This window comes from Streptomyces sp. NPDC048290, from assembly GCF_040652095.1.
Lineage (GTDB): Bacteria > Actinomycetota > Actinomycetes > Streptomycetales > Streptomycetaceae > Streptomyces.
Window position 1 is genome coordinate 37,850 of the sequence record NZ_JBEZLM010000001.1, and the last position, 13,644, is coordinate 51,493.

Genomic DNA, 13,644 nt, shown 5'->3' on the forward strand with positions numbered 1-13,644 from the left:
ACCCCACTATGAACCCCCTCTATAGCCGCTATGTATAGTCCCGGCATGGCTTGCGTGACCACGAAGATGCACAGACCGGGCAGAAGGTTCCGGATGGCGGTGACCAGTACCGCCGCGTTCGCTCTGGCGCTGACCCTGCCGGGCTGCGCGAAGGTAGACACCACGGCACCGAGCGGGGTCAGGGCCGACGCGACGGCCGCCGCCCCGGAGCGGTTCGGCACGGTGGACTGCCGTACCGCCAAGTGTGTCGCCCTGACCTTCGACGCCGGGCCGAGTGAGCACTCCGCGCGGCTGCTGGACATCCTGCGCGACAAGCAGGTCCCGGCGACCTTCTTCCTGCTCGGCAAGCGGCATATCGACACCTATCCGGACCTGGTGCGGCGGATGGCCGACGAGGGCCACGAGGTCGCCAGCCACACCTGGACCCACCGCGTCCTGACCCGGCTGGAACCGGACGAGATACGCGAGGAACTGACCCGCACCAACGACGCCATCGAACGGCTCACCGGCCGCGCCCCGACCCTGATGCGCCCGCCACAGGGCCGCACGAACGAGACCGTGCACCGGATCTGCGCGGAGCTGGGCCTGTCGGAGGTGCTGTGGTCGGTCACCGCGAAGGACTACCAGACCACCGACTCCGCCCTCATCCAGCGACGGGTCCTCGACCGGACCGAGCGGGACGGCATCATCCTGCTGCACGACCTCTACGACGGCACCGTCCCCGCCGTGCCGGGCATCATCGACGCCCTGAAGGAGCGCGGCTACGTCTTTGTGACGGTCCCCCAGCTACTGGCCCCGGGCGAGGCGGTCCCCGGAAAGGTCTACCGGTAGAGCGACCCGCGTAGGCACCCGCCCCGACGGCTCCGCCCGGCTCCCTAGGATGCGACCGTGATCACGTTCCAGCTCGAACGCACGGCACCGCTCCCGATGGCCGAGGCATGGCACCGGCTCACCGACTGGCCCCGCCATGGCGCCGCCGTCCCGCTCACCCGGGTGTCGGTGCGCACCGCGCCGCCCACCGGGCGGGGCACGGTCGTCGTGGCCCGTACCGGCGTCGGCCCGGTCGGCTTCGACGACCCGATGGAGATCACCCTCTGGCAGCCGCCCGGCGAGGACTCCCCCGGCCGCTGCCGCCTCGACAAGCGCGGCCGGGTGGTGCGCGGCTGGGCCGAGATCGAGGTCCGTCCCGGTCCCGGCGGCCGGACCCGGGTCCTGTGGCGTGAGCAGCTCGGTTTCCGCTTCCTGCCGCGCCTCGCCGACCCCTTGGTCGAGCGCACGGCCGTCGTGGTGTTCGGCCGGGAGGTGAACCGGCTGCTGCGGCAGGGCTGACGGGACCGGAGCGCGCCGCCGGTCAGACCACCGAGCCGGTCCGGGCGGGCGTCGGCGGGTCGTGGTGGATCGGGGTGTGCGCGCCGGTCAGGGCGGCCCCGCTGCCGCCCCGCCGTACCGCGACGATCTCCGCCGCGATGGACAGCGCCGTCTCCTCGGGGGTGCGGGCGCCGAGGTCGAGGCCGATCGGGGAGCGCAGCCGGGCGAGTTCCCGGTCGGTGACGCCGTTCGCGCGCAGCCGGGCCACGCGGTCGAGGTGGGTGCGGCGGGAGCCCATGGCGCCGACGTAGGCGACGGGCAGCCGCAGCGCGCGGGTGAGGAGTGGGACGTCGAACTTGGCGTCATGGGTGAGGACGCACAGCACGGTCCGGGCGTCGACCCGGGTGGACTCCAGATAGCGGTGCGGCCAGTCCACGACGATCTCGTCGGCGTCGGGGAAGCGGTCCCGGGTGGCGAAGACCGGGCGGGCGTCGCACACCGTGACCCGGTGGCCCAGGAACTTCCCGGTCCGCACCAGGGCCGCCGCGAAGTCGATCGCCCCGAAGACGATCATCCGGGGCGGCTCCACCGCCGACTCCACGAACAGGGTGAGTCCACCGGGGCAGTGCGAGCCGTCCTCCGAGAGCCGCACGCTGCCGGTGCGGCCGGTCTCCAGCAGCGCGCGGGCCTCGGCGGCGGCCGTACGGTCCAGGCCGTCACCGGCGCCGAATCCGCCGTCGTACCCGCCGTCGTACCCGCCGTCGGGGCGGACCAGCAGGGACCGGCCGCGCAGTGCGGGCGGGCCGGAGACGATCCGGGCGAGCGCCACCGCCTGCCCGGCCGCAGCGGCGGCGAGCGCGGCGGCCAGCACCGGCCGGGCGGGGTCCGCCGCCCGGACCGGCACGACCAGGACGTCGATCACGCCGCCGCAGGTCAGCCCCACGGCGAAGGCGTCCTGGTCGCTGTAGCCGAAGCGCTCCAGGACCGGCTCCCCGTCCTGGAGCGCCTGTCGGCACAGGTCGTAGACCGCGCCCTCCACACAGCCGCCGGAGACCGAGCCGACCGCCGTGCCGTCGCCGTCCACGGCGAGCGCGGCGCCGGGGCGGCGCGGGGCGCTGCCGCTGACGGCCACCACGGTGGCGACGGCGAAGTCACGGCCCTGCCCGACCCACCGGACGAGTTCCTCGGCGATGTCCAGCATGTCGTTCGGTCTCCTTCGACGGACGGGCGCGGGTCAGCGGACGCCGAGCCAGCTCTCGATCGGGCTGAGGGCGAAGAACACCACGAAGACCACCGTCAGCGCCCCCATGAAGACACCGATCTCCCGGACCTTCCCCTGAGCGATCTTGATGGCCGTGTACGAGACGACACCGGCCGCCACGCCCGCGGTGATCGAGTAGGTGAACGGCATGACCACGACGGTCAGGAAGACCGGGACGGCGGTGGCCCGGTCGGACCAGTCGATGTGCCGGGCGGTCGTCATCATCATGGCGCCGATCACCACCAGCGCGGCGGCGGCGACCTCGCCGGGGACGATCGCGGTGAGCGGGGTGAAGAAGAGACAGGCCGCGAAGAACAGCCCGGTGACGACCGAGGAGAGCCCGGTGCGGGCGCCCTCGCCGACGCCGGTCGCGGACTCCACGAACACGGTCTGCCCGGACGCGCCGGACACCCCGCCGACCACACCGCCCGCGCCGTCGATGAACAGCGCCTTCGACAGACCCGGCATCCGGCCGTCCCGGTCGGCGAGGCCCGCCTCGGTGCCGACGCCGATGATCGTGGCCATCGCGTCGAAGAACCCGGCCAGCACCAGGGTGAACACGATCATGCCGACGGTCATCGCGCCGACCTCGCCCCAGCCGCCGAACTCGACCTGCCCGAACAGCGAGAAGTCCGGCATGGACACCGCGCTGCCGTGCAGGGCGGGCGCTCCGTTCGCCCACTGCTCCGGGTCGACGACGCCGACGGCGTCGAGCAGGACGGCGAGCAGGGTGCCGCCGATGATGCCGATCAGGATCGCGCCGGGCACGGCACGGGCCTGGAGCATGAAGACGGCGAGCAGGGTCACCGCGAACAGCAGCACCGGCCAGCCCGCGAGTTCCCCGTCCGGTCCGAGGACCACCGGAGTCGACTCGCCGCGGTGCACGAACCCGGCCTTGTAGAAGCCGATCAGGGCGATGAACAGTCCGATGCCCATGGTGATGGCGTGCTTCAGGGCCAGCGGGATGGCGTTCATGATCATTTCGCGGAGGCCGGTGACCACCAGCAGCATGATGACCACGCCGTACATCACACACATCGCCATCGCCTGGCCCCAGGTCATCTGGGGGGCGACCTGGGAGGCGAGGACGCCGGAGACGGAGAGCCCGGCGGCCAGCGCGAGCGGCACCTTGCCGACGAAGCCCATGAGGAGGGTGGTGAGGGCGGCGGCGAACGCGGTGGCGGTGATCAGGCCGCGCTGTCCGAGGGTGGCGCCCGCCGCGTCCTCGCCGGACAGGATCAGCGGGTTGAGGAGCAGGATGTACGCCATCGCCATGAAGGTGGTGACGCCGCCGCGGACCTCGCGGGCGAGGGTGGAGCCGCGGTCGGATATGTGGAAGTACCGGTCGAGCCAGGATCGGCCGGCGGGGACGCGTGTTCCGGCGCCCGCGTCCTCGGCGGTTCCGGGCGCTGTCGACTGCTGGGTCATGTGGGCTGACTCCCAAGGTTCACAGGGGCACCCGCGGTCGCCTGCGGCGGCTTGCGGGATTTGGGAAGTGCCCGACCCGGGGGACGGCCCGAGACGAACGGGTGGTGCGGCGGATGGAGCGGGGCGCCGGTCGCCGTGAGCGGACGGCGGCCGGCACCGGTGTGCGGTTGTGCGGGATGCGCGGTGTTACTCCGGGCCCGTGAGGTGCTCCGGGCGTACGGGGGTCCGGTTCAGCTCGCGTCCGGTGGCCGCGCGGATCGCCGCGAGGACCGCCGGGGTGGAGGACAGCGTGGGGGCCTCGCCGATGCCGCGCAGCCCGTAGGGGGCGTGGTCGTCGGCGAGTTCGAGGACGTCGACCGGGATGGTGGGGGTGTCGAGGATGGTCGGGATCAGATAGTCCGTGAACGACGGGTTCCTGACCTTGGCGGTCTTCGGGTCGACCACGATCTCCTCCATCACCGCCACGCCCAGCCCTTGGGTGGTGCCGCCCTGGATCTGGCCGACCACGGAGAGCGGGTTGAGGGCCTTGCCGACGTCCTGGGCGCAGGCCAGTTCGACCACCTTCACCAGCCCGAGTTCGGTGTCGACCTCGACGACCGCGCGATGGGCGGCGAAGGAGTACTGGACATGGCCATTGCCCTGGCCGGTGCGCAGATCGAAGGGTTCGGTGGGGCGGTGCCGCCACTCCTCCTCGACCTCCACCGCGTCGGCCCCGAGGACGTCCACCAGATCAGCCAGGACCTCCCCGGCGTCGGTGACGACCTTGCCGCCTTCCAGCAGGAGTTCGGCGGTGGCCCAGGCGGGATGGTAGGAGCCGAAGCGGCGGCGGCCGAGGGCGAGGACCTTCTCCCGGACCAGTTCGCAGGCGTTCTTGACGGCGCCCCCGGTGACGTACGTCTGCCGGGAGGCGGACGTGGAGCCCGCGCTGCCGACCCGGGTGTCGGCGGGCTGGATGGTGACCTGGGCGACGCCCAGTTCGGTGCGGGCGATCTGGGCGTGCACGGTGACCCCGCCCTGCCCGACCTCCGCCATGGCGGTGTGCACGGTGGCGACCGGCTCACCGGCGATCACCTCCATGCGGACCCGGGCCGTGGAGTAGTCGTCGAAGCCCTCGGAGAAGCCGACGTTCTTGATGCCGACCGCGTAGCCGACGCCCCGGACGACGCCCTCGCCGTGGGTGGTGTTGGACAGCCCGCCGGGCAGCTGCCGTACGTCGGGGCCCTCGCTGGACTCCCACTGGCGTTCCGGTGGCAGCGGCATGGCCTTGACGCGGCGCAGGAGTTCGGCGACCGGCGCCGGGGAGTCGACGCGCTGGCCGGTGGGCAGCAGCGAGCCCTGCTCCATGGCGTTGCGGCGGCGAAGCTCCACCGGGTCCATGCCGAGCTGCGCGGCGAGCTTGTCCATCTGGGCCTCGTAGGCGAAGCACGCCTGGACCGCGCCGAAGCCGCGCATGGCGCCGCAGGGCGGGTTGTTGGTGTAGAGGGCGATGGCCTCGATGTCCACGTCGTCGACCACGTACGGGCCGATGCCCAGGGAGGAGGCGTTGCCGACGACGGCCGGGGAGGCGGAGGCGTAGGCGCCGCCGTCGAGGACGATCCGGCACTTCACATGGGTGAGCCTGCCGTCGGCGGTGGCGCCGTGCTCGTAGGTCAGCTTGGCGGGGTGGCGGTGGACATGGCCGAAGAACGACTCGAAGCGGTTGTAGACGATCTTCACGGGTTTGCCGGTGCGCAGGGCGAGGAGACAGGCGTGGATCTGCATGGACAGGTCCTCGCGGCCACCGAAGGCGCCGCCGACACCGGCCAGGGTCATCCGGACCTTGTCCTCGGGCAGCCCCAGCACGGGGGCGATCTGGCGCAGATCGGAGTGCAGCCACTGGGTGGCGACGTACAGGTCGACGCCACCGTCCTCGGCGGGCACCGCGAGCCCGGACTCGGGTCCCAGGAACGCCTGGTCCTGCATCCCGAAGTGGTACTCGCCGCGGACGACGACTTCCGCCCGCCCGGCCGCCGCGGCGGCGTCGCCGCGCACGATGGGCTGCCGGTGGACGATGTTGGGGTGCGGGACGTGGCCGATGTGGTGGTCGTCACGGTGCTCGTGGACCAGGATCGCGCCGGGGGCGGTGGCGGACGCCTCGTCGGTGATGACGGGGAGTTCGCGGTAGTCGACCTTGATCTTGGCGGCGGCCCGGCGGGCGGTCTCCGGGTGGTCGGCGGCGACGATCGCGACGGGTTCGCCGTGGTGGCGGACCTTGCCGTGGGCGAGGACGGGGGTGTCCTGGATCTCCAGCCCGTAGTTCTTCACATCCGTGGGCAGGTCGTCGTAGGTGAGGACGGCGTACACGCCCGGCATGGCCAGGGCCTCGGCGGTGTCGATGGCGAGGATCTCGGCGTGGGCGGTGGTGGAGCGCAGGATCTGGCCCCAGAGCATGTCCTCGTGCCACATGTCGGAGGAGTAGGCGAACTCGCCGGTGACCTTGAGGACGCCGTCGGGGCGCGGGGTGGACTCGCCGATACCGCCGGCGGTCCGGGCCGGGGAGCCCTGGGTGACCTGGGTGGGCGTGCCGCTGGGCACGTCGGCGGGCGTGTTCATGGGGGCATTCGGCGTGTTCATGGGCGCGTTCGGGGGCGTGTCGATGGGCGCGTTCGCGGGCGTGTGGGGCATCAGGGCGCCTCCGTCTGCCGGGCCGCCGCGAGCCGGACGGCGTCCATGATCTTCTCGTAGCCGGTGCAGCGGCAGAGGTTGCCGGAGAGCGCCTCGCGGATGTCGGCGTCGCTGGGGGTGGGGTGGTGCTCCAGCAGCTCGTCGGCGGCGACCAGCAGCCCGGGGGTGCAGAAGCCGCACTGGACGGCCCCAGCGTCGATGAACGCCTGCTGCACCGGGGAGAGTTCGGCGCCCTCGCCGGTCTGCGAGTCGGTGCCGCCCGCCCGCCAGCCCCGCGCCTCGTCCAGCGAGGTGCCGCGGGCGTCGCCCCGGGCGCGCAGCCGGGCGTGGTCGGCGAGCCCCTCGACGGTGACCACGTCCCGGCCCTCGGCCTGTCCGGCGGCGACCAGGCAGGAGCAGACCGGCACGCCGTCCAGGCGGACCGTGCAGGAGCCGCACTCGCCCTGCTCGCAGGCGTTCTTGGAGCCGGGCAGCCCGAGCCGCTCACGCAGCACGTACAGCAGGGACTCGCCCTCCCAGACGTCGTCGGCCTCCTGGGGGCGTCCGTTGACGGTGAAGTTGACGCGCATCTACGCAGCTCCCTCGGTGGTGCGGCGGGCGCCGCGGTACGACTCCCAGGTCCAGGTCAGGGTGCGGCGGGCCATCACCGAGACCGCGTGCCGGCGGTAGCTCGCGGTGCCGCGGACGTCGTCGATGGGGTTGCAGGCGGCGGCGCACAGCGCGGCGAACTCCTTGGCGACGGACGGGGGGACGACCTTCCCGTTGTCCCAGAGGCCGCCCTCCTCCAGCGCGGCGTTCAGGAAGTCCTCGGCGGTCGTCGCTCGGATCGGGGTGGGCGCGGCGGACCCGATGCCGGTGCGGACGGTACGGGTCGCGGGGTGCAGGGCGAGCCCGAAGGCGCACACCGCGATCACCATGGCGTTGCGGGTGCCGACCTTGGAGTACTGCTGCGGCCCGTCGGCCTTCCTCACGTGCACGGCCCGGATCAGTTCGTCGGGCGCGAGGGCGTTGCGCTTGACGCCGGTGTAGAAGTCGTCGATGGGGATGAGCCGGGTGCCGCGCACCGAGGCGGCCTCGACCTCGGCTCCGGCGGCGAGCAGCGCCGGGTGGGCGTCACCGGCCGGGGAGGCGGTGCCGAGGTTGCCGCCGACACCGCCGCGGTTGCGGATCTGCGGTGAGGCGACGGTGTGCGAGGCGAGGGCGAGACCGGGCAGTTCGGTCCGCAGTCCCGCCATGATCCGGCTGTAGGGCACGGAGGCCCCGAGCCGCACGCTCTCCTCCCCGGTCTCCCACTCGTAGAGATCTCCGATCCGGGTGAGGTCCATCAGGTACTCGGGCCGCCGGTGGTCGAAGTTGATCTCGACCATCACATCGGTGCCGCCCGCGATCGGTACAGCGGTGGGGTGCTCGGCCTTCGCGGCGAGCGCCTCCTCCCAGCTGGCGGGGCGAAGGAAGTCCATGACCGGCTCTCTTCTTCGTCTCGGTCGTACGGGGCCGTACGAAATGAGCCAGATCGGGGACGGCGGGCCGGCTCGTTCAGGTGCTGTGCACGCGGAGTGGGCCAAGTACACAGCGCCGTGCTCCGCCGGGGTCAGTCACCGAAACCATGAAGGAGTTGGCTGGCCAGCGCGGTCATCTTGTAGATTCGTATGAATGGAGGCCATCGGTAACCCCTTCGTTCCCCGCTGGTGACACGGGGCTCGACCGCACACCACGACCCTTTCCGACGACCCTTTCGACTCTTTCAATTCTTCCGACTCTTTCGACTCTTTCGACTCTTTCGACTCTTTCGACTCTTTCGATGACCCTACTTTTCGAGACAGGAAACGGCGGCGACGACATGCGGCTGCGCGCACTGCTGGACACGGACGCGCTGGGCCTCAGGCTGCTCGGCGGCGAGGAGGAGCTGGACCGGGCGGTGCGCGGGGTGATGACCACCGATCTGCGCGACCCCAGCCGCTATCTCAGCGGCGGCGAACTGGTCCTCACGGGGCTCGCCTGGCGCCGCGACCCGGCCGACTCCGAGCCGTTCGTCCGGCTGCTGGTGCAGGCCGGGGTGGCCGCGCTCGCCGCCGGGGAGGCGGAGCTGGGCGATGTCCCGGACGATCTGGCGGTGGCCTGCGCCCGGCACCGGCTGCCGCTGTTCGCGGTCCATGAGTCGGTGGCCTTCGCGACGATCACCGAGCATGTCGTACGGCAGGTGTCCGGCGAGCGGGCCGGGGATCTCGCGGCGGTGGTGGACCGGCACCGGCGGATGATGACGTCCGGCCCGGCGGGCGGCGGCCCCGACGTGGTGCTGGACCTGCTGGGCACCGACCTGGACCTGCGGGCCTGGGTGCTGTCCCCGGCGGGGCGGCTGATCGCGGGCCCCAAGGAGGCCGGTCCGGCCCTGACGCCCGAGGTGTGCGCCCGGCTCGCGGCCGAACAGCTTGCCGCCGCCCGCACCGGCCGCCGCGGCCCGCACCGCGCCCAGGCCGGTACGGCGACGTACTCCCTGTTCCCCATCCGCGGCAGCGGGCGTTCCGGACCGGCCGCGCGGGACGTCCGGGAGACCGTGCTGTCGGACTGGCTGCTGGCGGTCGAGGCGGACGCCGGGGACTGGCCCGAGGAGCGGCTCGACCTGGTGCACGGCGTGACCCAGCTGATCGCGGTCGAACGCGACCGCCGCGACGCGGCCCGTACCGTACGGCGGCGGCTGGCGCAGGAGGTGCTGGAACTGGTGCAGTCGGGCGCCGCCCCGGCGGAGATCGCCGCCCGGCTGCGGGTCGCGGCGCCGGTGCTGCTGCCGGGACTGGGCACCGCCCCGCACTGGCAGGTGGTCGTCGCCCGGGTCGAGTGGGACGGCGGGGACCCGGAGACCGGTCCGGCCGCCCAGTCGCTGCTGGAGGAGATCCTCGTCGACCCGCTGGCCACCGGGCCCGAGCCGTCCGACCGGATCGCCGTCGCCCACACCGGCGACGAGGCCGTCGCCCTGGTCCCGCTCCCGGCGGTCTCCACCGAGCACGACGGCTCGGAGTCCGGCATCCTCGCGGAGACACTGCTCGCGACGGTCCGCGAGCCGCTCACCGCCGGCCTTGACGAGGACGGCCGGGTCACCCTCGGCGTCAGCGCCGCCGTGCACTCGGCGGAGGGGCTGCGCGGGGCGCTGGAGGAGGCCCGGCACGCCCGCCGGGTGGCCGCCGCCAGAACGGGCCGGGTGTGCGCGGCCGGCCACCAGGAGCTGGCGTCGCACGTCCTGCTGCTCCCGTTCGTCCCGGACGACGTCCGCCGCGCCTTCACCGCCCGGCTGCTCGACCCGCTGCGCGACTACGACCGCCGCCATCGCGCCGAACTGATCCCGACGCTGGAGGCGTTCCTCGCCTGCGACGGCTCCTGGACCCGCTGCGCCGCCCGCCTCCACCTGCATGTCAACACCCTCCGCTACCGGGTGGGCCGCATCGAACAACTGACGTCGAGGGACCTCTCCCGCCTGGAGGACAAGCTGGACTTCTTCCTGGCCCTGCGGATGAGCTGAGGGGGGTGGCGTGGGGTGGCGCCGACTGCGGGAGGCCGTGGGGCGGGGATCGGGGCCGGGGTCGCCCCCCTGCGGTCCGGCCCGACGACCTGACGGCCACACTTCGGCCGGGCAGTTGGGCCGGAGCACATCAGGTAGGCGCTGCTGTCGGTCCAGGACCGGCGTTCGGGCCCGACGGTCAGGCCCGGCCCTGACGGCGCCGGGGTCCGGCATCCCCGATCAGCCATCCCCGCCCCACCGCCACGACACCGACACCGCCCGGCCCCGTCCCCGCCCCCCGCCACGACCGACAGCTCACTCCCCCGCTCGCGCACCCGGCGACGGCCGCATTCCAGGATTCCGGCATTCCGGCATTCCGGCTGATCTTCCCCTGGTCGACGGCCCGTCGGGACGGGCTCCGGGGCCAACCCCGGGTGTACGCGGCTGAAACCCCCGGCGGCCGGAAGTCCCACGACTTTGTGAAATCCTTCACCCGCCCCCTTGGCCCGACGGTGTCACAGGTGCTGGAATGCGCCCACCACCAAAGCTCGACGGCGCGCTCGGGGAGGGCAATGTGGCGCATACCGCCATGTCTGGTTCCGGAACGACCGCAGACGACGACCCGCTTCAGACGGCGGTGTGGCGCTTGCGCTCACGGGCCTGCTGGACGGACGCCGCAGAACTGCTCCGGCCGGATACCCCGGCCGCGGCGCTCCAGCGGGCGTCTCTGCTGGTCGAACGGTGTCTGTACACCGAACAGGGCTGGCCGGACGCGGAGGACGCGCTGCGCACCGCCGAGGCGCTCGCCCTGACCGACGAGGAGCGCGGCGCCGCCGCTTGTGAACGCGGGTACTTGGCCTACGCCTCCACGCTCCTCGCGGTCCGCGACCGGGCCGACGAGGCACGCGCGGCGCTCGGCAGGGCCGCGGCACTGATCCCGCCGGACGCGGCGGGACGGGCACTGCTGGACTTCCGGCGCGGGCTGATCGCGGAGAACCTGGCACGCTCGCCGCAGGCCGCGCGGGCGGCGTACCGGCGGGCCCACGCGGGCGCGACCGCGCGCTCCGACGCGCTGCTGCTGTCGTTCACCTGGCGCCATCTGGCCGGACTCGCGCTGCGGGACGGCGAGTTGGCGGAGGCGCGGCACGGGTTCGCGGAGTCCCTGCGGATCAGGGAGGAGCTGGGCTACCTGGTGGGGACGGCCCCCGCGCTGGCCTCGCTGGCGGACACCGAGGTGGACCCCGAGGCGACCCGGCTGCGGGAGGAGGCCCGGCGGCTGTTCCGGCTGCTGGGAGGTGTGCCGACCTGGCTGGCGAGCCGGTTGAACCCCCCACCGGCGGCGACGGCCTAACGGCGCACCGGCGAGAGGCATGAGCCCCCCCACCCCGCCTAAATCACCCTGAAATGCTCAGTGATGAGTAAATTCACCGAGTCCAGGTCCCCGGCGATCAACGCGTCCAGCAGGGAGGCGTGGTGGGACGCGTCGGCCATGAGGTCGGTGCGGGCCCTCGGGAGGTGGGGGCCGGGGCGGGGGGCCTGGGTGCGGCGGTGGAGGTCCTCCGCTATGTGGACGAGCTGTTCGTTGCCCGCGAGGGCCAGCATCGCGCCGTGGAAGGCGCGGTCCGCCTCCGCGTAGGAGGCGGGGCAGCCGGTGGCCGCCGCGCGGATCGTCGCCTCGGCGGCCGGGCGCAGGTCGGCCCAGGCGTCGGCGGGCACGGTACGGGCCAGCCGCATCAGCACCGGAACCTCGATCAGGGCCCGGATCTCGGCGAGTTCGGCCAGTTCGCGGGCGTCCCGCTGGACCACCCGGAAGCCCCGGTTGGGGACGACCTCGACGGCGCCCTCCTGGGCGAGCCGCTGCATGGCCTCGCGCACGGGCGTCGCGGAGACACCGAACCGGTCGCCGAGCGCCGGGGCCGAGTACACCTCGCCGGGGCGCAGCTCACCGGCCAGCAGGGCGGTGCGCAGGGCGTCCAGGATCTGGCCGCGTACGGAGGAGCGCTGCACCACCACGCGCGGGGCGGGCGGTTCGCTGTGCGTGTGCTCGCCGCGGGCGGCTGCGGGGGAAGTGCCGGGGGCGGACTCCCGCTCCCGTACGGTGTCGTCCTCGACCCGTGTCTGCTGCGGCACCCGGACTCCCGGTGCCCCCAGTGCCCCCAGTGCCCCCGGTGCGGCGGGGGGCCGCGGCGGCGTTCCGGCCCCGGCGGTGCCCTGCACACCCTGCTTCACGGGTCCTCCTCCGGGCTTGTCAGTGCTTGGGGTCATTACGGCGGGTTGTTACTCGTCCGTCAAGCACCTTAGGCCCAGAACCGGGCAGTTCAAATTTCGAACAGGGAAGGTAAGGTAAGGCTTACCTGTAGTCGTTCGCGAATCGGTGGTCAGGCATGTCCCTCCCCTCGTCGCCCGTCGCGGAGTCCTTCGCCCGCCTCGCCGAGGTCTACCCATGGCTCACGATCACGGAGCTGACCGGCGCCGACCCCACCCCCGAGGACGGCGGCTGGGTCACCGCCGCCGCGCTCGCCGACGGCGGCACCGCCCTGGACACCTTCCTGGCCTGGGACGACGCCCAGATCCGGCGTGACTACGGCGAGCCCGGCCGCCCGGACGTCGTCGCCAGCTTCGGGCTGCACCGGTACGCCTGGACCGCCTGCCTCCTGATCACCGTCCCCTGGTTCACCCACCGCCGGGTCCCCCGCTTCCCCGTGACGCATGTCTCCTACGACCGCGACCGCGACCGGATGGCCGTCCGCCCCTCCGACTTCGCCTGTCTGCCCGGCGACCCGGCCGCCGCGCTGCCCGGCGCCCGGGTGGTCGCCGACGAGGAGGCGCTGCGCGGCGCGGTGCGCGAGGCGGTGGCCGAACACCTTGAACCGGTGTTCGGATCGTTCGGACCCCGGATGCGCCGCCGCGGCCGGGCCCTGTGGGGCATGGCGACCGACGAGGTCGTCGAGGGCCTCTCCTACATCGCGGACCTGCTCGGCGAGAAGGAGCGCGCCACCCGCGAACTGGAACTGCTGCTGCCCGGCACCTTCAAGCCGTACGCGGGCTCCGCCGCCTTCCGGACACTCACCGGTCCCGGCGGTGAGCCGCTGCCCACCCGGGACCGGGTGACCTGCTGTATGCACTACACCTTGCGCCCCGACGATCTGTGCGCCACCTGCCCGCGCGCCTGCGACGCCGAACGTGTCGTCAAACTGATGGCCCAGGCCGCCGGTTGAGCCGTCCCGCGCACCACCCCTGGTGCGCGGGGGGTGCGCGGGCGCGCTAAGATCCTGCGCGGACGGGACCCCTGTATGGTTTCGGGATTTTCACAGGATCCCCACCCGTCTCGGGAAGTTCCCCTGGAACCACCCGTACGGGTAGTCTTATTCGAACTCAACTCCCGCCCCTCAAGCGGCAGTTCGAGCAGAACGCCGCCCTGGGCAATCCTCTTGCATTCCTTGGCGGCCTCTTGCCCCGAAACCCCCTGAGGGCCGCCGGGATTGGGTCA

General features: G+C 72.9%; 11 protein-coding genes. 5 read left to right on the forward strand and 6 right to left on the reverse strand.

Annotation, left to right across the window (positions count from 1 at the left end):
• Positions 1 to 93 precede the first annotated feature (93 nt).
• Together AB0D49_RS00145 and AB0D49_RS00150 are read left to right on the forward strand one after the other, a co-directional pair.
• Complete coding sequence (locus AB0D49_RS00145) at positions 94 to 831, forward strand: polysaccharide deacetylase family protein (protein ID WP_362748139.1); 738 nt, start codon at positions 94 to 96, stop codon at positions 829 to 831.
• A 57-nt stretch (positions 832 to 888) separates the two neighbouring features.
• Complete coding sequence (locus tag AB0D49_RS00150; protein WP_362748142.1) at positions 889 to 1,329, forward strand: SRPBCC family protein; 441 nt, start codon at positions 889 to 891, stop codon at positions 1,327 to 1,329.
• A 22-nt stretch (positions 1,330 to 1,351) separates the two neighbouring features.
• Here AB0D49_RS00150 and AB0D49_RS00155 read toward each other — a convergent pair whose 3' ends face one another.
• The 5 genes from AB0D49_RS00155 to AB0D49_RS00175 all read right to left on the reverse strand — a co-directional run bounded on the left by AB0D49_RS00155 (position 1,352) and on the right by AB0D49_RS00175 (position 8,121).
• The gene (locus AB0D49_RS00155) at positions 1,352 to 2,509 is read right to left on the reverse strand and encodes an XdhC/CoxI family protein (protein ID WP_362748145.1); all 1,158 of its coding nucleotides are present in this window, start codon (positions 2,507 to 2,509) and stop codon (positions 1,352 to 1,354) included.
• Between the two features lie 33 nt (positions 2,510 to 2,542).
• A complete protein-coding gene (locus tag AB0D49_RS00160; protein WP_362748148.1) occupies positions 2,543 to 3,997 on the reverse strand; it encodes an NCS2 family permease in 1,455 nt (484 codons plus the stop codon).
• Between the two features lie 186 nt (positions 3,998 to 4,183).
• A complete protein-coding gene (locus AB0D49_RS00165; protein WP_362749270.1) occupies positions 4,184 to 6,589 on the reverse strand; it encodes a molybdopterin cofactor-binding domain-containing protein in 2,406 nt (801 codons plus the stop codon).
• A 71-nt stretch (positions 6,590 to 6,660) separates the two neighbouring features.
• Positions 6,661 to 7,230, reverse strand: a complete 570-nt coding sequence (locus tag AB0D49_RS00170; RefSeq protein ID WP_362748151.1) for a (2Fe-2S)-binding protein — start codon at positions 7,228 to 7,230, stop codon at positions 6,661 to 6,663.
• Complete coding sequence (locus AB0D49_RS00175; protein WP_362748154.1) at positions 7,231 to 8,121, reverse strand: FAD binding domain-containing protein; 891 nt, start codon at positions 8,119 to 8,121, stop codon at positions 7,231 to 7,233. It abuts the gene before it with no gap.
• Between the two features lie 380 nt (positions 8,122 to 8,501).
• On the opposite strand from AB0D49_RS00175, the gene AB0D49_RS00180 reads away from it, so the two are divergent.
• Positions 8,502 to 10,175, forward strand: a complete 1,674-nt coding sequence (locus AB0D49_RS00180) for a PucR family transcriptional regulator ligand-binding domain-containing protein (protein WP_362749273.1) — start codon at positions 8,502 to 8,504, stop codon at positions 10,173 to 10,175.
• 553 nt (positions 10,176 to 10,728) lie between these two features.
• On the forward strand, positions 10,729 to 11,505 hold the full coding sequence (locus AB0D49_RS00185; protein WP_362749276.1) for a hypothetical protein: 777 nt from the start codon (positions 10,729 to 10,731) through the stop codon (positions 11,503 to 11,505).
• Between the two features lie 38 nt (positions 11,506 to 11,543).
• Here the strand turns inward: AB0D49_RS00185 and AB0D49_RS00190 are convergent, their stop codons facing one another.
• Entirely contained in the window at positions 11,544 to 12,383 is an 840-nt protein-coding gene (locus tag AB0D49_RS00190; RefSeq protein ID WP_362748157.1) for a GntR family transcriptional regulator, read from the reverse strand.
• A 155-nt stretch (positions 12,384 to 12,538) separates the two neighbouring features.
• Here AB0D49_RS00190 and AB0D49_RS00195 point away from each other — a divergent pair, with 155 nt between their 5' ends.
• The gene (locus AB0D49_RS00195) at positions 12,539 to 13,372 is read left to right on the forward strand and encodes a (2Fe-2S)-binding protein (protein ID WP_362748160.1); all 834 of its coding nucleotides are present in this window, start codon (positions 12,539 to 12,541) and stop codon (positions 13,370 to 13,372) included.
• Positions 13,373 to 13,644: the final 272 nt, after the last annotated feature.